The sequence below is a fragment of the Clostridium sp. 'White wine YQ' genome (assembly GCF_028728205.1).
In the GTDB taxonomy this organism is placed as follows: domain Bacteria; phylum Bacillota; class Clostridia; order Clostridiales; family Clostridiaceae; genus Clostridium_T.
Genome location: NZ_JAQYUU010000009.1, coordinates 1 through 20,688, shown reverse-complemented (window position 1 = coordinate 20,688; position 20,688 = coordinate 1). Strand labels below are relative to the sequence as shown.

Annotated in this window: 13 protein-coding genes, 10 tRNA genes and 1 rRNA gene; 1 reads left to right on the top strand and 23 read right to left on the bottom strand. The window is 30.3% G+C overall.

The annotated features are described in order from the left end of the window. The first annotated feature begins 2 nt into the window (after nt 1-2). On the top strand, nt 3-356 hold the full coding sequence (gene crcB, locus PTZ02_RS17390; RefSeq protein ID WP_274229023.1) for a fluoride efflux transporter CrcB: 354 nt from the start codon (nt 3-5) through the stop codon (nt 354-356). Nucleotides 357-400: 44 nt separating this feature from the next. Here the strand turns inward: crcB and addA are convergent, their stop codons facing one another. The 23 genes from addA to rrf all read right to left on the bottom strand — a co-directional run bounded on the left by addA (nt 401) and on the right by rrf (nt 20,544). Beyond that, nucleotides 401-4,129, bottom strand: coding sequence for a helicase-exonuclease AddAB subunit AddA (addA, locus tag PTZ02_RS17385; protein ID WP_274229022.1), 3,729 nt, complete (start codon nt 4,127-4,129; stop codon nt 401-403). A 2-nt stretch (nt 4,130-4,131) separates the two neighbouring features. Beyond that, complete coding sequence (gene addB / locus PTZ02_RS17380) at nt 4,132-7,593, bottom strand: helicase-exonuclease AddAB subunit AddB (RefSeq protein WP_274229021.1); 3,462 nt, start codon at nt 7,591-7,593, stop codon at nt 4,132-4,134. 119 nt (nt 7,594-7,712) lie between these two features. Beyond that, complete coding sequence (treR, locus tag PTZ02_RS17375; RefSeq protein ID WP_274229020.1) at nt 7,713-8,420, bottom strand: trehalose operon repressor; 708 nt, start codon at nt 8,418-8,420, stop codon at nt 7,713-7,715. Nucleotides 8,421-8,455: 35 nt separating this feature from the next. After that, complete coding sequence (treC, locus tag PTZ02_RS17370) at nt 8,456-10,120, bottom strand: alpha,alpha-phosphotrehalase (RefSeq protein ID WP_274229019.1); 1,665 nt, start codon at nt 10,118-10,120, stop codon at nt 8,456-8,458. A gap of 103 nt (nt 10,121-10,223) precedes the next feature. Next, complete coding sequence (gene treP, locus PTZ02_RS17365; protein WP_274229018.1) at nt 10,224-11,663, bottom strand: PTS system trehalose-specific EIIBC component; 1,440 nt, start codon at nt 11,661-11,663, stop codon at nt 10,224-10,226. 185 nt (nt 11,664-11,848) lie between these two features. Then, a complete protein-coding gene (locus tag PTZ02_RS17360; protein ID WP_274229017.1) occupies nt 11,849-12,370 on the bottom strand; it encodes a GNAT family N-acetyltransferase in 522 nt (173 codons plus the stop codon). Between the two features lie 100 nt (nt 12,371-12,470). Next, nucleotides 12,471-12,561: transfer RNA gene (locus PTZ02_RS17355), tRNA-Ser, on the bottom strand. Between the two features lie 28 nt (nt 12,562-12,589). Then, nucleotides 12,590-12,680, bottom strand: a tRNA-Ser gene (locus PTZ02_RS17350). Between the two features lie 104 nt (nt 12,681-12,784). Next, nucleotides 12,785-12,875 (bottom strand) — tRNA-Ser (locus PTZ02_RS17345). 28 nt (nt 12,876-12,903) lie between these two features. Further along, nucleotides 12,904-12,994: transfer RNA gene (locus PTZ02_RS17340), tRNA-Ser, on the bottom strand. 104 nt (nt 12,995-13,098) lie between these two features. Beyond that, nucleotides 13,099-13,189, bottom strand: a tRNA-Ser gene (locus tag PTZ02_RS17335). Between the two features lie 31 nt (nt 13,190-13,220). Then, a tRNA-Ser gene (locus tag PTZ02_RS17330) sits at nt 13,221-13,311 on the bottom strand. Between the two features lie 104 nt (nt 13,312-13,415). Continuing rightward, a tRNA-Ser gene (locus PTZ02_RS17325) sits at nt 13,416-13,506 on the bottom strand. 31 nt (nt 13,507-13,537) lie between these two features. Beyond that, nucleotides 13,538-13,628: transfer RNA gene (locus PTZ02_RS17320), tRNA-Ser, on the bottom strand. A 70-nt stretch (nt 13,629-13,698) separates the two neighbouring features. After that, entirely contained in the window at nt 13,699-14,589 is an 891-nt protein-coding gene (locus tag PTZ02_RS17315) for a CPBP family intramembrane glutamic endopeptidase (protein WP_274229016.1), read from the bottom strand. A 117-nt stretch (nt 14,590-14,706) separates the two neighbouring features. Further along, nucleotides 14,707-14,943: a DUF1667 domain-containing protein gene (locus PTZ02_RS17310; RefSeq protein ID WP_274229015.1), complete on the bottom strand. Its 237-nt coding sequence runs from the start codon at nt 14,941-14,943 to the stop codon at nt 14,707-14,709. 13 nt (nt 14,944-14,956) lie between these two features. Beyond that, entirely contained in the window at nt 14,957-16,354 is a 1,398-nt protein-coding gene (locus PTZ02_RS17305; protein ID WP_274229014.1) for an NAD(P)/FAD-dependent oxidoreductase, read from the bottom strand. Nucleotides 16,355-16,405: 51 nt separating this feature from the next. Continuing rightward, nucleotides 16,406-19,057 (bottom strand): UPF0182 family protein, encoded by a 2,652-nt coding sequence (locus PTZ02_RS17300; RefSeq protein WP_274229013.1) that lies wholly within the window; start codon nt 19,055-19,057, stop codon nt 16,406-16,408. Nucleotides 19,058-19,072: 15 nt separating this feature from the next. Beyond that, the gene (locus tag PTZ02_RS17295) at nt 19,073-19,585 is read right to left on the bottom strand and encodes a transcription repressor NadR (RefSeq protein ID WP_274229012.1); all 513 of its coding nucleotides are present in this window, start codon (nt 19,583-19,585) and stop codon (nt 19,073-19,075) included. Between the two features lie 11 nt (nt 19,586-19,596). Then, on the bottom strand, nt 19,597-20,106 hold the full coding sequence (locus PTZ02_RS17290; RefSeq protein ID WP_274229011.1) for an HD domain-containing protein: 510 nt from the start codon (nt 20,104-20,106) through the stop codon (nt 19,597-19,599). A gap of 155 nt (nt 20,107-20,261) precedes the next feature. Continuing rightward, nucleotides 20,262-20,337 (bottom strand) — tRNA-Ala (locus PTZ02_RS17285). Nucleotides 20,338-20,342: 5 nt separating this feature from the next. After that, a tRNA-Ile gene (locus PTZ02_RS17280) sits at nt 20,343-20,419 on the bottom strand. Nucleotides 20,420-20,427: 8 nt separating this feature from the next. After that, nucleotides 20,428-20,544 (bottom strand): 5S ribosomal RNA (rrf, locus tag PTZ02_RS17275). Nucleotides 20,545-20,688: the final 144 nt, after the last annotated feature.

Here is a 20,688-nt window from a genome sequence, read left to right as displayed (position 1 = left end):
AGATGTCATATATTTTAGTTGCACTAGGCGGAGGAACTGGGAGTATCGTAAGATATGTTCTTGGAAAATACATAAGCGAAAAATCTAATAAATCTTTTCCTTTAGGAACATTTATTATAAATGTTACAGGTGCTATTTTATTAGGGATAGTTAGTTCTATAGGAGTAAGCAATAACATTTTGCTTCTTTTAGCTGATGGCTTCTTAGGAGCATATACAACTTTTTCAACCTTTATGTATGAAGGTTTTAACTTATTTAAAGACAAGGAAAAGTTAAATGCTTTTATTTATATTTTTGGTTCTCTTATTCTAGGTGTATTAGGATTTTACTTAGGTTCTATAATTGTTAAGATATAAAAAAGAGCTGAAGCACTAATTATTTAGTGCCTCAGCCTTTATCTTTATACCCTAATCTCTCTATCTATACCAAATAAATATAAATATCTTTCTTTTACCTTTTTACCAGTAATTTTCTCCAAAGCTCGAGTATAGTAATCTAATTGAAGTCTATATCTATCTACTATCTTATCGATGGTTTCTTCCTCTACATAGTCTGTTTTATAGTCTAATAAGACTATACCATCCTCTTCTTCAAAATAAGCATCTATAACTCCCTGAAGTCTTATATTTTCATCCTTATATTCTTCTCCAAGCTCTTTATTAAATTCTAATGCACTTATTTCCGTATAAAAAGGAAGTTCTCTAACGACCTTTTTCCCTTGACTCGCTGACTCGAGCATTCTTTTTCCTAAATTACTATTTATAAAGTTTTTTATCTTATTTATATTTATTACCTTTGCCTCATCTTCTCTTAATAACTCTCTTGATACAAGCTCCTCTAACTGTTCTTTTATTTCACCAAAAGTATTACCTTTTAATAAATCAAGTTTTTGCATGAAAAAATGAATAACGGTCCCTCTCTCTGCTGCAGATAATCCTCTTTCTTCTTGTAAGAACTTAGGTTTAGCTATAAAGTCAGTTTTAAATAAATCTTGAGAAACTTCTTCAATTATTTCACTATAAGCTCTTTTCTTTAGTTCTGACACGGATATGTTCGATGGCAGCATTGAAGATTCTATAAATTCATACTTAAATCCTAATCTTCTTTCAATCTCTTCATCTACTTTATTTATTTCCTTATCTACAAATAATTCTTTTTCTTCTGTTTTATCCACATCAGTTGAAATTTCATCCCCAACAAGCTGAGATTTTATCCACAATTTAATGTTCCATTTAGATTTATCACCATCAATTATTTTATAAACTTCGTTAGAACCTCTTATCATCTCTCCATCCTTATGTCTGCAAAGAGCTATCCCAATCCAATCTAAAAAGCTTCTCTTCTTTATTAATTCAGCTGCTGGTATCTTTTCATCACCCATTGATGCTGAAGAATTCCATTTTTCCGCTGCTTTTTCAAAATTACTTACTGATCCTGTTAAAATCAACTTTTCCTTTGCTCTAGTTAATGCAACATAAAGTATCCTCATTTCTTCTGATAAGGTTTCTAAAAGAATTTTTCTCTTAATAGCATTCTTAGCTATGGACGGATATGTTATCCTATTTTCTAAATCTATAACTTGTGGTCCTAATCCTAATTCATCGTGGAACATAACCTCTTTATTTAAATCCATCAGATTAAATTTCTTTCCTATACCACTTAAAAATACAACTGGGAACTCTAAACCCTTACTTTTATGAATACTCATTATTCTAACTACATCTTCATTTTCACCAAGTATCTTTGCACTTCCCATATCTCCTGAAGACTTTCTTAGCTTATGAATAAAGTTTATAAAATTAAATAACCCCTTAAAACTTGTAGTTTCAAATTGCTTTGCCCTTTGGAATAAAATCTTCAAGTTAGCCTGCCTTTGAGCTCCATTTGGCATAGCCCCTACAAATCCATAATAAGATGTGTCCATATAAAGATACCATATGAATTCATCTATAGGCGTATATGCAGCCCTTTTTCTCCACTTACTTAAGCTTGTGATAAAATAATTACACTTTTCCTTGAATTCTTCAGATACAGTTATTCTATCTTCCACTATATCTTGAATAGTTTCATAAAAATATTTATTTTCTCCAAGTATTCTTAGTTCTCCTAATTCATTTGCATTAAATGAGAAAATAGGACTTCTTAAGGATGCAAGCATAGGTACATCTTGAAGTGGATTATCTATAATTTGTAATAGTGATAATATAGTTCTTATTTCTATAGTTTCAAAATACCCTGTACCTGTATCAGAATATACAGGTATTCCTAAAGCCCCTAATTCTTCCGAAAACACAGTTGACCAATTTTTAGTTGCTCTTAAGAGAATTACTATATCCTTAAACCTAACTTTTCTATAAGTTCCCGTAGTCTTATCCATAACCATGAAAGCTTTATCATCTTTAGCTGTCATAAGTTCCTTTATTCTTTTCCCCACTATTCTTGCTTCTAATTGTACACCTGTTAAATCTTCATCCTCTTCCTCTGTAGCTTCATTTTCTTCTTCAACCTCTTGAGCCTCTTCTGGAGATTTTTCTCCTATATGAAGTTCAAGAGCACCACCAATTATAGCCTCTTCTATATCTGCTTCTGGATAGGATGCCCCTAGATTTAGAGCTTCTTCTTCAGTATATTCTAATTCCCCTAGTGTTTCAGACATGAGTTCCTTAAATACAAAATTTACTCCACTTATTACTTCTTCCCTACTTCTGAAATTTTTATAAAGCATTATTTTTCTGTTTTTACTTCCTTCTTCAGTAGAATAGCTGTTATACTTCTGTAAGAATAATTCTGGTTTCGCCTGCCTAAATCTATAAATACTCTGCTTAACATCTCCAACCATAAATAAGTTTGGATTTTCAAGTTCTTTCCTTGATACTAGTGATACTATAGTTTCTTGAACATTATTAGAATCTTGATATTCATCAACTAATACTTCGTCAAACTTTTCTCTAAAGCCTAGTGCTACTTGTGATGGTACTACTGATTCTGTTTCTTCATTTATGAGTATTTTTAAACAAAGATGCTCTAAATCATTAAAGTCTAATATTCCTCTTTCTCTTTTCTTTTCCTCATAAGTATTTTTAAATTTAATAACTAGTTTAGTCAAAGATTTCATTAACGGATAAGTAATTCTTAAGTCACTAATTATATCCTTTGGAGGGGCGTTAAATATTTCTTGAGAAATAGCCCCCATGGACTTTTTAGCCTCATCTCTTACCTTCTTTATTCTCTCTTGAACTTTTGGCTCCTCAACATTTTTTGCTAACACTCTCTTAAGTTTAGAAAATTCTACGGAACTAATTGCTCTATATAATTCTTCTAAACTCGCAGAATATAACTTTTCACTTATATCCCTTATAAGTGATATATCTTCCCTAAGGTTTTCTCCATAAGGCTCTAAACCTGAAGAATTTTCTGCTAAATCTAAAGCTGTTTCTAAATTCCTAATTACTCCTTGTAATTCTGTACTAATTGATTCCTTTAATACTCTTATCCAGCTAGAATTTTCTAGTTCCTCTTCGCTAGTTATGTTAAATTCTTCTGCCTTTTCATTTAGCCACTTTTCAGGCCATGGTCCACTCATAGAAAATTCATATAGATTTAGTGCTAAATCCTGAAGTCTTTTATCATCTTTTCCTCCACCATAAGCATCTAGTAAGTTTAAAAATTCCTTGTTTTCTGCCTCATAAAGCTCTTCAAATATTTCAGTAATAGCCTCAAGCTTCATTAATGTTCCTTCTGTTTCATCACTAATTCTAAAGGATGGATCTAAATCTATTTCATGAAAATTATTTCTTATTACATCTAAACAGAAAGAATGCATTGTAGTTATATTAGCTCTACTTAGCAATGTAAGCTGCTTCTGTAATATCTTAGAATTAGGATCTTTTTCTAATTCCTTTGAAATAGCATCTGCTATTCTTTCTCTCATTTCTCCTGCTGCTGCAGATGTAAAAGTAACAACTAGTAGTCTATCTATATCCACTGGATTTTCTTTATCGGTAATAATCTTTATTATTCTTTCAACTAGTACAGCAGTCTTCCCTGAACCTGCTGCTGCTGCAACTAATAAATTACATCCTCTAGTATCAATAGCCATAAGTTGCTCACTGGTCCACTTTGTTGCCATTTCTATTCCCCTCCTTTCTCTTCTGAATTAATCACCTTATTCATATCTTCCCAAACCTCATCCTTCTTTTTAAGCTTAATTAACTTATACTTGTTATCTTTAAGGTTAGGATCGAACTGACATACTGATGAATAGTCACAAAACTCGCAATAAGTAAATGTACTTTCCTTTGCTGGATTTATCTTTATATTTCCTTTAAGCATTTCTGAACATAACTCTTTAATTTTATGGTTAACATAATTTCTTAAAACCTCAAATTGCTCTTCTGTCGCTACTGAACTACTTGATGATACCTCTCCATCCTTCTTTATTCCTGCTGGAATAACTACTGAGTATAGTCCTGGATCATCATCCATAGCTTTAATTATCTTAGGATCCTTTAAAACTAACCCATCCATCTTAAATGAAGATAATACTTTCTTCTCTATTTCTTCTTCAGTTATTCTTTTATCAACTGAAATTAGTGGATCATCTATTCTAAAGTATAAAATAGCTCCAGGCAAAGTGTTTTTATTTAAAAAGTATTTAGAGTTTTTAATCAATGCATCTAAGTATACTAAAAGCTGAATTTGCAGCCCATGATAAAGTTTAGTTAAATCAAATTTTTTACTTCCAGACTTATAGTCTATGACTCTTATATAACTTTCTCCATCTATTTCAGCCACATCAACCCTATCTACTCTACCTACTAAGAAAACCTCTTCTCCATCATTCACCTTTATTTTTATTGGCTCTGCATCCTTAAAGCTTGAGAATTCAAACTCATTTTTATATATTTCAAAGGTACTTCTTTTCATGTGCTCTGAAACTGCTGAAACTGATTTTGATAAAATTCTCTTAAATCTATCTGTAAAATACTTATATCTTTTTGAACTATTTAATATAAACCCTTGATTTTCTTCTAATTTCTTATCAACTAAAATAGAAACTATTTGTTTGCATCTTTCCTTATTCAATTCGCTCCAATTAAGCTTTTCATTTTTAACGTAATTGGTAAAACCATCTAAAATTTCATGCATAAATGATCCTAAATCTGGAGCTGAAAATTCATATATTTTTCTATCCTTTGCCTTTAGGCCATATTGAACATAGTAAGAAAAAGGACATTGGGCATATTTCTCTAGCCTTGAAACAGAAAACATCATTCTTCCATTTCTAGTGGAATATAGTTTTCTAACCTTGTCTTCATCTATGTTATCTTCCATATTGGTATACGATAAAGCTCTCTCAACGTTTTGGGCTTTTTGATGCCATTCTTCATGATTTTTATACCAATTATAAACCTCACCCCAATATTCCTCTACTTCTTCATCATCGTAATTTCTTCTTAAAGCCTCTATCATATTATTGAAGGTTGGTGTTGGAGATATAACTTTATTATATTTTTCTTGATTTCTACTAATATCACTTTCTTCAATAAGCTTTGGAAAAATCTTTTTAAGTCTAGGTATTATTATGGATGCTCTAAGGGATTTTCCTTCAAAATCAGCCATAGGATAACTAATTATTAACTTTTCACTAGCAAATGATAATGCAGTATACACTAATAATTGCTCTTCGAATGCTTTAGCTTTTGTGTCAGAAGCTAGTGGAATACCTCTATTTTTCATGGTATCTCTATCTTTATCAGATAATATTCCCTCATCTTTTATAGCAGCAGGTATAACTCCATCATTTACTCCAACTAAAAATAATATCTTAACTTCCTTACTTCTAACCCTTGCAATATCCCCTATTGTAACTTCATCTAATGATAATGGTATTAATCCTAGCTCATATTTTTCAAATCCTCCATTAATGATTATAGAGAACTTCTTTAGATCCATCTTTTCCTGGGACATAACTTGAACCGCTTGATCTAAAACCTCCATTACTATTGAAACAATTTGTGAATATTCTTTTTCCCTTTCCTTAAGTCCTCTTTCTGAAAACTTATCTATCCAGCTTTTCACTGTATCTATTGCTTTAATTTCTATTAGAAAATCATAAACTCCTTCGCAAAATTCTCTAACTGTCCTTTTCCCATTAGTTTTTTTATAGAAATTAATTAAAGGCGTTCTTATCTCATCTCTTATCTCATTAATTAATACCTTCATTTTGAGATCTTCCTCAGTGGTTTCTCCAAAGCTTAATGGATAGTACTCCCATTCATCTTCTGAAAGCCAATTAGCCTTCTTAATTCCATTAGCTAATACATAGTTTTCTATTATATCAATGTAGCTTTTATCTATGCCTGTTAATCCTGTTTTTAGATATTTAAACATACTCTCATAATTCCAATTTTTATTTTGTAGTTCAAATAATGATGTAATTAAAATAACAAATGGATTATTTAATATATCTTTTTTCTTATCAATATAATATGGAATTTCATATTCATTAAATATAACAGCAGTTATTTTCTCATAGTCCTCAATATTCCTACACACTAAAGAAATATCCTTATATCTATATCCTTTATCTCTAACTAATTCTTTAATATTTTTAGCAATTTCTTCAACCTCTTCATAACTATTAGCTGCTTTATATATTGTTAAATCTTTATTTTCTTTTGAGTATGCCTTAAAAGGATATGAATAAAAGTATCTCTCTAAATGAGCTAACTCTTCCGAATTTCTTAATCTATACGGAACTCCATTATTTAAGTCAATTACTCCATCAAAAGGAATTCTATTCTCCTCCATTAATCTAAGAATTCTCTTTTCAGTATTCTTTGTTACGTTAAATAAATCAGTATTATCAATATCATCTAAGTTATTCCATTGCTCTCCAACTAAAGTTATGTAAACATTCTTGGCTTTCTTAGCTAATATCTTTATTACTTCATATTGTTGAGGAGTAAATGTTGTAAACTCATCTATCCAAATCTCTGTTTTATCATATATAGTGCACCCAGATAACTTCTCTGAAAGCATTGTAAGCTCATCATCACTATCAATGTAATTCTCATGCAGATAAGTATCAAACTTTGAATATATCAGTTTTAAATCCTCAAGTTTGTATTTTAGTTCTGTATCCTTTTCCTCTAAGGACTTTGATAAATCCTCTAGTATTTCTGGAGTTACATTATATTTCTTAAATTCAGTTATTAGTGTTGATATTACCTCAATAAATCCATTTTGTTTTGAGACTTTATTGAATATCTTTAATTCTTTATCTAATTCCTGGAGAACCTTATATATTATCATACTTCTTCCAGACTCATTTATCTTAATGATTGAAGCTCCGCCACACTCTGAAAATACTCTATGGGCCATTCTCTTGAAGCTCAACACTTCAGTTTGTAACAAAGCTTTTTCTGTGGCAAACTTAAGAAGATTACTTTCAGTTCTAAAAGTAAATTGCTCTGGTACTATTAATATAAATTTTCCTTCTTTTTTTTCATCAATTCTCTTTTTAATAGATTGAAGACAAAAATAGCTCTTACCAACTCCAGCTCTTCCATATATAAACTTAATGCCCATAAGCGTCTCTCCTTTTAAATAATTCCTCTACATTATATTCTAATTATATATAAAAAACAGGGCGTATCAAAATAATTTCGATACACCCTAATATTCTCATAAATATAAATAATATTTATTTAATAGTTTCTTCTAGCAAAATCTACAAACTTAAACTTATCTGGTCTATGTCTTGATTGCGTATATTGAAATAATGTTCCATCTTGTAAATACACTACAGTATCTACTACAACCATCATATCAAATCCTTTTACATTAAGATACTTTCTATCTTCATCTGAGCATGGCTGAACTGTTATCTCTTTTTTAGCAAATCCAATTTTAAGACCTAATTCATTTTCTAAATAATTATATATGGAGTCTTCACATATTTCCTTAGTTAATTCATCTACATAGGCACTATTTAAATAATCTTTATCTAATATTATTCTTTTATTACCTATTTCTCTTACTCTAAAGACTTTCCAAATCTTATCCTCAGTGTTAAGTTTCTTTCTAAGGAAATCATCTCCATCTATAAGTTCAAGTTCTTTTACATATGTTCTAGTTTTTTCACCCATTTTTTCAGACATTTCCTTAAAACTAATCAATCCAGACACTGAAAAATTGTGTCTATTAATATCTAGCACAAAAGATCCTTTACCCTTTACCTTATTAATATATCCATTCTGCTCTAACATGTTTAGAGCCTTTCTTACCGTATCCCTAGATATATTAAATTTATCCATATATTCACTTTCTGAGGGTAGTTTTGAACCATGATCCAAAGTCCCATTTTCAATTTCTTCAACAATTTTATTATACAATGTAAAATATTTACTATTCATTTTCAATCACCATAAATATTTTATCATGTACTCTTCTACTTCTCAAGAAGGTATGCTACTGATTCATAAGGTCTAAGTAATATACTATTCATTTCTAATATTGAATCCTTATAATTAGATATCAATATATTTTTAGTATTATATCCTTCTATGTCTAACTCTTTGCTTAAATCCATTGCTATTTCTTTATCATAAAAATTACTTAATACAACTAAAAGTTGATTTTTATAACTCCTTGTATAGGCAAAGACTCTATCATTATCTAATAATAAAGGTTCATAACTTCCGTAAGCTATGATATCATAACTTTTTCTTAATTCTATTAACTTCTTATAATGATAATATACCGAACTTTCATCCCTAAGTGCAGCTTCAACATTTATGGTTTTATTTTTTCCTATTGGTATCCACGGAAGCCCTTTTGTAAAACCACAATATTTATCATCATTCCATTGCATTGGCGTTCTAGAGTTATCTCTTGATTTAGCTTGAAGAATCTTAATAATTTCTTCTTCACTTTTACCATTACTCTTTAAAATATTATAATAGTTTATCGATTCTACATCTCTGTAATCATCAATATTATCGAAATAAGCATTAGTCATTCCGACCTCTTCACCTTGGTAAATATAAGGAGTCCCTCTTAGCATATGTAGGGTAGTTGCTAACATCTTAGCAGATTCTTTTGGATACTTTTTATCATCTCCAAATCTAGAAACTATACGCGGTTGGTCATGGTTACACCAAAAAAGCGCGTTCCACCCATCTCCTTCTTCCATTCCTATTTGCCAAGTGTTAAGCAAATTTTTTAACTCAAAGAAATCAAAGTCCATTAGTGTCCATTTCTCACCATCTTTATAATCAACCTTTAAGTGGTGAAAATTAAATACCATGGATAGTTCTTCTTCCTTTGGATTTGAATATTTAATACAATTATCAATTGATGTTGATGACATTTCTCCAACAGTTAATACATCTCTATGCTTACCGAAGCTTTCTCTATTTAATTCCTTTAAATACTCATGTATTTTAGGTCCATCAGTATAGAATCTTCGTCCATCACCTTCATAATCATTTTCAAGTACTTCTGGTTTAGATAATAGATTAACAACATCAAGTCTAAAGCCTTTCACTCCTTTTTCAATCCAGTAATTAGCTATATCATATATTTCATTTCTTACCTCTGGATTTTCCCAGTTTAAATCAGCTTGAGTTTTATCATAAAGATGTAAATAATATTCATCAAACTTTTCTACATACTGCCATGCAGAACCACCAAATTTTGAAATCCAATTCGTTGGTTCTTGCCCATTGACTGGTGCTTTAAAAATGTAGTAGTCTTTATATTTCTTATCTCCACTTATGGCTTTCTTAAACCATTCATGTTCAGTAGAAGTATGATTAAATACCATATCTAACATTATATCTATGTTTCTTTTTTTAGCTTCTGATGCAAGCTCCTCAAAATCCTCCATAGTTCCGAATCTTGGATCTATATTTTTATAATCTGCTACATCATAACCATTATCCCTTTGAGGAGATATGAAAAAAGGTGTTAGCCATATATAATCTACTCCTAAATTCTGCAAATAGTCCAATCTATCAGTTACACCTTTTATATCTCCAAAACCATCTCCATTTGAATCACTAAAGGATTTTGGATAAATTTGATAGACTACACTTTTCTTGAAATCCTTCATATAAAACATCCCCTCTTTACAATGTCATAAATTTCTTAACGAGGTCAATTCAAAAACCATTAATGATAAGGTCTTTAGATTAACCCCGTTAATATTATTTATCTTATTTAGCTGCTACTTCGTTTCCTGCTAATACTGCTGCTGCTTTTCTTTTACTTATAAATACTGTTAATACAAATGGAACTACTATTGCAATTAACATTGATATTGCAAACACTGCCATAAATTGAGGTTTTATTGATAGTATTCCTGGAAGTCCTCCAACACCTATAGAGTTAGCCATTACTCCAGATCCAACAGAAACAACTGCTGCAAGTGCAGATCCTGTCATTGCACATAAGAATGGATATACATATTTTAAGTTAATACCAAACATTGCTGGTTCAGTTACTCCTAGATAACATGATATACATGCTGGTATTGATACTTGTTTTTCATCCTCATCTTTTCTATTTACAAATATCATACCTAAAACTGCTGAACCTTGTGCAATATTAGATAATGCAATCATTGGCCATAAGTTTGTTCCGCCAAATTCAGCTACAAGTTGCATGTCTATTGCATTGGTCATGTGATGTAATCCAGTAATAACTAATGGTGCATAAGCAAAACCAAAAAGTGCTGCAAATAACCATTTTAAGCTTGAAGTTAAACCTGTATAAACAACAAATGAGATTGCTGATCCTATCTTCCAGCCTATTGGTCCTAAAATTGTATGTGCAATCAATACTGTAGGAACCAATGCAAAGAATGGTACTACTATCATTGATATATATTCTGGAACTACCTTACGTAATCTTGTCTCTAAGAACGCTAATAAGAATCCTGCTAACATTGCTGGTATAACCTGAGCTTGATAACCTATCATTTGAACTTTAGCAAATCCAAAATCCCAAAATGGAATTTCTTTTGCGCCTGCTACTCCATATGCATTTAATAATTGAGGTGAAACTAATGTAATACCTAATATAATACCTAAAATTTGAGTTGTGCCCATTTTCTTAGAAATAGACCATGTTATACCTACTGGTAAGAAATGAAATATTGCTTCACCAATTAACCATAAGAATGAATGTACTCCTGCCCAGAATTGAGATACTTCTACTATAGTCTTTGTCCCATGTTCTAATAATTTAATATCTCCAATTACATTACGGAAACCTAATATCAAACCTCCAACTACCAATGCTGGTATAAGTGGTGTGAAGATTTCTGCTAGTCCTGCAAGTAGTCTTTGAATAAAGCTCATATTACCTTTTGCTGCAGCCTTTACTTCATCTTTACTAACTCCATCAATTCCAGCAACAGCTACAAATTCATTATAGAATGTTGGAACCTCATTTCCTATTATTACTTGGAATTGACCTGCTTGTGTAAATGTACCTTTAACACTCTTAAGTGCCTCTATAGCCTTAACATCAGCTACCTTTGGATCAGCAAGTACAAAGCGCATTCGTGTTGCACAATGGGTTACTGCTGATATGTTTAATTTTCCACCAACTAACTTAAGTAATTGCTCTGCGTCACTTTTGAATTTTCCCATGATTGTTATTCCCCCCACAATATTTTTGTAACCTGATAAATTTTAGTAAACATTATCATTTAATACCTATACGTACAAGTTCTTTATATTTACATTATAGTTGTACGTACAAGCTTAGTCAATACGTTTTCAAAATTTATTTTTTAATTTAGAAAAAGCCATTAAAATCGGCTTTTTCGCTAATCTTAATGACTTCTATACTCCTTTTTTAATATACTCATCACTAATGTATCATAATATTTTTCATTATTATAATACTTTTCTCTTTTTCTACCTTCCTCTATAAATCCACATGCCCTATAACAATTAATAGCTCTTTCATTGTTAGCCACTACCTCTAATTCAATTCTATGAGCTGATTGAGTCTCAAATAAATATTTAATTAATGTTCTTACAGAATCCTTTCCATAACCTCTTCCCCAAAATCTGCTCCCAATGGTTATTCCTATATCATATACTCCAACTGTATTTTGAAGTTCTTTATAACTAATGTATCCTATTATTACACCTTTTTCATTTATTATTGTAAGACTTTTTCTTTCAATAGTCATGAACTTATCAAAATTCTTCATTATATCCTTATATGGGGGTAGTTCCATTCCACCACCATCATATAATCTTACCTCTTCTTCTGAACAAATATTATATATTATGTTCATATCCTTCCTTTCAATAGCTTTTAGATATACCATTGCACCCTTCAACATCTTAACTTACCCCCTGTCAAAATAAGTAATCTATAATTATTATATACTACTATATTATGTTTTAGACAAAAAAAAATAGAACGATTATATCGTTCTATTTTGGCGGAGAAGGCGGGATTTGAACCCGCGCGCCGGTTGCCCGACCTACACCCTTAGCAGGGGCGCCTCTTTAGCCACTTGAGTACTTCTCCAGGCTAAAAATAATTATTTTTATAAAAATGGCGGAGAGATAGGGATTCGAACCCTAGGTACCCGTGAAGGTACGCCGGTTTTCAAGACCGGTGCCTTAAACCAACTCGACCATCTCTCCTAATTAACACAAAATTTATTATATCAACCTATTCTTAAATAGTCAATAGCTATTTGTAATTATATACATAATCAAAAAAACACCTAGATTTAATCTAGATGTTTTGGCGGAGAAGGCGGGATTTGAACCCGCGCGCCGGTTGCCCGACCTACACCCTTAGCAGGGGCGCCTCTTTAGCCACTTGAGTACTTCTCCAGGCTAAAAATAATTATTTTTATAAAAATGGCGGAGAGATAGGGATTCGAACCCTAGGTACCCGTGAAGGTACGCCGGTTTTCAAGACCGGTGCCTTAAACCAACTCGACCATCTCTCCTAATTAACACAAAATTTATTATATCAACCTATTCTTAAATAGTCAATAGCTATTTGTAATTATATACATAATCAAAAAAACACCTAGATTTAATCTAGATGTTTTGGCGGAGAAGGCGGGATTTGAACCCGCGCGCCGGTTGCCCGACCTACACCCTTAGCAGGGGCGCCTCTTTAGCCACTTGAGTACTTCTCCAGGCTAAAATAATTATTTTTATATAAAAAAATGGCGGAGAGATAGGGATTCGAACCCTAGGTACCCGTGAAGGTACGCCGGTTTTCAAGACCGGTGCCTTAAACCAACTCGACCATCTCTCCTAATTAACACAAAATTTATTATATCAACCTATTCTTAAATAGTCAATAGCTATTTGTAATTATATACATAATCAAAAAAACACCTAGATTTAATCTAGATGTTTTGGCGGAGAAGGCGGGATTTGAACCCGCGCGCCGGTTGCCCGACCTACACCCTTAGCAGGGGCGCCTCTTTAGCCACTTGAGTACTTCTCCAGGCTAAAATAATTATTTTTATATAAAAAAATGGCGGAGAGATAGGGATTCGAACCCTAGGTACCCGTGAAGGTACGCCGGTTTTCAAGACCGGTGCCTTAAACCAACTCGACCATCTCTCCGTTTATCAGAACAATTAGTATTATATCAAGCACCTTATCAATTGTCAACAACATTTTATCTATTTTTTATTTAAATTGTTTTATGTTTCTTTTTAGCTAGAAATGTAACTATTAAAATAGATATAATTAGTACTATTGTAACAACTAACCCTCCTTCGGGGCCAAAGGCTGCACCATTTATTATATTTTTAGTATTACTAAGGGTATTAAAGATACTGCCCACCATTATTGGATTTCCACTTACTAAAAAACCATATAAATTTCCTTGGGCCATATTCCAAGCACTATGTATAGCACATATACCCCAAATATCCTCAGTATAAATTGTATAAAATGCTGCAAAGATACCAAAAAGAATAAGATTTATTATTGAAAGCCTATCTATCCCATTATTAGCTAAGTGCAGAAATGCAAAATAACATGAGGTTATTATAATGGCAATTAACACATTATACTTCTTCCCAATAACAGGCATCATATATCCTCTCATCATTACTTCTTCTGATGCGCCCTGAATGAGCCAAGCAAATATAAGAATAATGAATGATGGTATTAATTTTGATGATAATTTACCTTTATATATTTGTGCATTTCCTGACATAACTATTATTACAGTAATAACGCTCATCATTAATAAACCAATAAGTATTCCAAACAAATATCTATTAAAGAATCCTTTATTTATTTTAAATCCAATCTCTTGAATCTTCCGCTTTTCAATAAATAAAACTAGTATTATATACAACCCTATTACAATGACTCTACTAATTAGTAAATAAATTGGATTAATATCAGCCAGAATAAATTTACCTAAAATAAATTTATGTGCTATAACTATTGAAAGAAATTCACTTATTACTTCAATAAAAATTGGTATCAATAATACTAATATAATTGGTAGCGTTTTTTGTTTTTGTACTTGCTTAAATATGCTATTTTCATTGCTAAACAAATACTCCATTCTTACCTCCATTCCAAAATATTTATAATACATATTTAAATAAATATTATCAGACTTTGGATTGTAGAATAAATTACATAAAAAAAAGATTATCTTAACGATAATCTTATATTATAACTAAATTTCTTTTTTTATACTTTTAGTACATATGATATCAATTCCTGTATTTAAGATATTAGAGCATATTACATCTCCACACTTTATCGGTGTATTTGCATAAATTCTGCTAAGCATCTTAGATAATTCTTGCCATAACTCTATATCTATTTCTTCGCTACTTCTTACTGGAATTAATTTATGCTTGCTATTATCTTTTGTTCTTACAACACTTGTAAAAATATCTTTCCTTCCCATTTATAAATCCTCACTAAACCTCATCAAATTCTTTTATTCTTGATACCAGAAGATTAGAATTTTTTGAATCCTCAACAATATCGGTAAGTTTTTTATCCATTTCCCTTGCTAATATATTTATAACCTTATCTATACAATAAGATCCATGACAGTTTCCAAAAGTAGCACCTGTTCTTCTTTTAATTCCTTCAACTGTTCTAGCACCTAATGGTCTTCTTATTGCATCAACAATTTCTCCTTCAGTAATAGTATTGCACAGGCAAACTACATTACCATATCTATCATCTATTTTAATTAACTCATTCTTTTGCTCATCTGATAATTCTCTAAATCTAAAGTACTCTCTTCTCTTATCTATAAAATCCCTCTTTAAAGTACATTTTAAATTATTAACTAACGACTCACAAAGTATTTGAGACAGAGCAGGAGCTATTGTTACTTCTCCATAATGATCACCTGTAACATTAATGTATCCCTTTGATATTTCACTTTCATCGATTAACATTGAGTCTACATTAAACTCATCAGAAAACATGTAATTTATATCCCTCTTACTTAAGTTAGGTAATATACTATTTGAGGTTTTTATAAGTTCTTCATAGGATAATGCTACATCACTCTTTACAGCAACTAATGTTCCTAATGAAAGTGTTGGTGTTTGAAATACAAACCCGTTACTCTCTTCTCTTTCATTAATTACTAGTGTATCATTACATTCTTTAAAACTATCATCTACTAAAAGATAATATAATTTCTTATCAATTTTAGTTTCTTTCTCATTTGTAGGATTTAAGTTATATTGTTCTCCAGGTATTGTATTAACAACAACTTTGCACGTGAACTTATTCTTGCTTGTAGTTACTCTAAAACCCTTAGACAGCTTTTTAATATCTACTACATCTTCCTCTAATCTAAATATTACTCCATTATCAGCTGCCACTTCTGCATAGGCTAAAGCTAAATCATAAGGACTTATTACTGCTGTATTTTGAGAATACAATGCCTTTTTCACAGGAATATTTAAGTTAGGTTCGACTTCTTTTATATGCTCTTCATCTATAAGATGTATATCCTTTATTCCTCTTCTTTTAGCTCTATCATACATTTTATATAGCTTATCAACTGCAACATCTGTTTGTGCTATTCTAATTGATCCTATTCTTTTAAATGGAACATTAAATTTAGTTGCTACTTCCTCAATTAAGCTATTTCCCATATTCTCTAGGGATGACATTAAATCATTTGAACATTCAGCTCCATCATAAATTATAGCTGTATTAATAAAGGATAAATCATCTGCAATATCATAATCTTTTTCAATTAATGCTATATTCAGATTATATTTTGAAAGTTCATAGGCAATGGAACAACCAATAATTCCACCACCTAGTATTAATATATCATAATCCATTTTTTTAACCTCAACGTACTTTATTTCATTATCTATTTAATTATATCACACTTATTCTTTAAGCTTATTTATATCTTCACCAAGCTTTTTAATATATTCTCCATATTCAGCCCAATTTCCTTTTGTTTGTGCATCCATAGCTTTATTATACAATTCTTTTATTTCCTTTGTTAGCTGACTATTTTCATTTATTTTTTCTATTTTACTTGTCTGTCCTTTATAATCAAAAAGCTTCTTTAATCCATTTTCTATATTATCTTCTATAACTATTCTTTTACCATCTGATAAAATTATCTTTTTCATCTCAGGTATAGTTTTATCCACATCTGCCTTTAAATATATAGGAAGCAAATATAGTAAAGATTCTTCTACTGGGAGTATTACTGTCTCACCATATTCGACTTTTGAACCTTTTCCTTCCCATAAAGATAATTCCTTAGATATATCTGGGTCCTGTAAAATTTGATTTTTAAATAAATAAGGTCCATAAATAGTTTTATCTGCTGGGAACTTAAATAAAGTAATTTTTCCATAATCACTCTCATCCATCTTTACACTAATCATTGATACCATATTAGGTTTATTTTTTACATTGAAATAATCAAAAAGCATCATTTGCTGCTTATTTTCTCCTGGTAAACTTGTAAGAAGATATAACCCTTCATTAGTGCTCTGCTGACCTGACAAAGCACTTAAATTGCTTGAAATCTCCCAAACATCTTCTGATGTAAAAAATTCCTTTGGATCAGTAGTATGATATTTTGATAATACTTCGCATTGTAAGTTAAATATCTTTTTAGGATATTTCAAATGTTCTTTGAGCCCCGAAGGAATATCATTCTTATCCTTAAATAATCCTTTGAATATCTTTGAATAACTTTGAATTATTGGATCTGAATTATCTACAATGTAGTAATTTGTTTCTCCTGATGAGGCATCTATAGTTACTTTAACTGAATTTCTTATATAATTAATCCCATCATGAGGTTCCGAGTAAGGGAAACTTTCTGATGTTGTATATGCATCAATAATCCAATATAACCTTCCCCCACTTATTACTATATATGGGTCATCATCATAAGTTAAAAATGGAGCTATTTTACTTACCCTTTCAATAATGTTTCTATTTATAAGAATCTTACTGTCATTATTTATTGCTCCTGAAAAAACTATTTTGGGATCTTTTTCAGCCAAACTAAAAATTAATCTATTAAAAATATTTAATTTTATTCCACCTTTATCATCATACTTATAAGAAGCTTGTTCCTTTTCGCTAGGATAATCAAATTCTTCTTGAGATGTATCTACTATAGCATATTCATTTTTTGCTTCACCATAATAAATCCTTGGGTTTTTTAATAATATATTAGATAAATTATCTAAAGGTATATTTTTCATTACAAAATCTGGTTGTCCTTCTTCTGTAACCTTATTAACCCTGCTCATAGTTACTCCGTACCCATGAGTATAAATCAAATGCTTATTTTGCCATGTATTCATTGAATCAGTACTTATTTCTCTTGGGGATATAAACACTTGAGTATACTTTCCATCTATATTGTATCTATCAGTATCTATGTCATTAAAGTAGTAATAACTTCTAATTTCTTGAACTTGATTATAAAAGTTTAGAACTGGAGATGGGGAATTAATTTTTAAGTTTGAAATTGTTTCTTGATTTCTACTTATTTTTTCTGAATTCAAATTAGCTTGAGGTTCATAACTTTTTATATTCATATTATTTATATTAAAAGCTCTAGTTGTCGCGTCTATATTATAACCTATATATTTACTCTCATATTCCATTTCATTTGGCTTTACCATAACTTTATAGACTACTTTATAAGTAACAGGTTCTAAAATCATAAAAAAAAGCACAAGAATAAATGGATACATTGATATTTTAAACTTATTTTTCCTTATACAAAAATAAGTAATAATAGATGAAATTATAGCTATTACAATAATAATTTTATAAAACAACAGAGTAATATTTATATCTGTATAACTTGCCCCAAATGAAGCTCCTCTATTGCTATATAGTAAATCAAAGCATTTTACTACATATTTTATTGAAATAAGCACAAGAAATATAGGTAAAAGTATTCCTATCTGCTTTTTTGAAAACTCTTTAAGATAATCTAATAATTGCTTAAATGATTTGAATTTATTATTTATAAAATATTTTTTTATTGATACTAACGTATAAAAACAAATTGAAAATAAAGTAGTAATTATTATTACTTCTATTAAAAAATTGCTAAATATTTTAAGTAATGGGAGCTTAAACACATAAAAAGAAGCATCTAAATTAAATATTGGTTCTCTATAGTTAAAACTAACTGAATTCGAGAATAAAACTATCTCATACCAATACTTAGTAGATGTATATATAGAAATTAGAAAAGAGATTATTATATTTGCTATTAAAACACCTTTTTTTATCTTTTTCAAACCATTTTCGTCTATTTCACTTTTAATATTATTAAGAAGCCTTTTACTAAATAAACTTATAATAATAAAACATATAAAGAAAAGTGGAATCAATATCTCAACTATTGAAATTAATCTAGTAAAATATAACTTAATGTAACCTAACTCTATAAACCATTCTATATTTATAATTAACTTAGCTGAGAATAGAAGTACGCTCATTATTAGAATTAAAATAAGAATAAATACTGCCAATTTCTTATTTCTCATAAATTTCACCCCGTATTAATCTTTTAGCAAATAGCCTACTTTCTCTAAGTCCCTTATAATCATATCCATATCTTCTTTATTTTCTGTTGAAATAGTATGCAAGTGAATTCCTTCTGTTAGAGCTGATAAAGGTTTTGCCTTAAACTTCTTATACTTATCAAGAAAGTTATTTAAATCATTTAAATTTCTTATCATTAGATTTCCTTTAAGCTCACCATAAATAGGATGTTCAATAATTACATCTTCAATCATTCCTCCATACTTTATTACTATCTCTAATTCATTTGTCATTTCACTTGAATTATGACATAGAGCTAAAATTCTCCTATATCTAGAATTCTCCTTATTCATAATATATCCCTCTGGAGTTGCGACAATATTGCTTCCAGCTGCTCTTATTATCGCTATATCTTTTACTATTACTTGCCTAGTTACCCCAAATATTTTAGCTATTTCGCTGCCTTTTAATGGACTTTTGCTATTTACTATATAATTAACAATTTCCTTTCTTCTATCTTCACTATTCATATTCCACCTCATTAATTTTTATTATCACAATATTTAATTATTTCTAATATTTCATTTGATGTTTTTATTTTATGATGATGTTCTTCTATCACTTTAAGGAATTCTACATCGTATTTTTTATTTAGCTTTAATATCTCATACCCTTTTTCTGGGTGATTATAATATATATCTATTATTTTGAAATTACTATATCTACTTATCTTTCCACTTGTAACTTTATCCAAGATAACTATAAGTGATTTCTCAATTACATTTAATGGCCTCTCAATTTTACCAATATCGTGTAATAAAGCAATTTTAACAATTTTCTCTTTATCTAAGTTTTGTATGACATTATTTGAATCTTCAATATACTCTAATGCATCTTTTGCTACCCTTATACTATGCTGTTTATCAGATTTCTTTAATAGCTGAAATAATCTTTTTTCATCTTCATCTAAGTATTTTTTTATATATTCATCATCAATATCTTTATAGATAGATTCTATTGCCCACATAAATTGCTTTATCCTATAAAACATTCTTATCTCCTCTCACTTTTATCTTACATTATAAGCGTATAATCACATTCTAATACATTTAAAAGCTAATTTCTATATTTTCACATTGTTGTTTTTATAATAATAACTTTTTATATAATAAAAAAAACCGTAAACTTTATGTTTACGGTTCTCTTTGGTGGAGATAAAGAGATTCGAACTCTTGACCCCCTGCGTGCAAGGCAGGTGCTCTCCCAGCTGAGCTATACCCCCAAAAATGGTGGACCTTCAGGGACTCGAACCCCGGACCTACCGGTTATGAGCCGGTTGCTCTAACCAACTGAGCTAAAGATCCATGTATTAACCTGGCAATTCCCTACTCTCCCACACAGTCTCCCATGCAGTACCATCGGCATCTCAAAGCTTAACCATCCTGTTCGAAATGGGAAGGGGTGTTACCTTTGTATCATCATCACCAGATTTACTACTTCGTTACATGTTACATTGATTATTATATAGTGCAGACCTTGGTTTGTCAACACTTTTCTGAAGAATTTATTCCTTCAAAATTGCACACAATATCCAGTTGTTTTTATTTGGTCAAGCCCTCGATCTATTAGTATG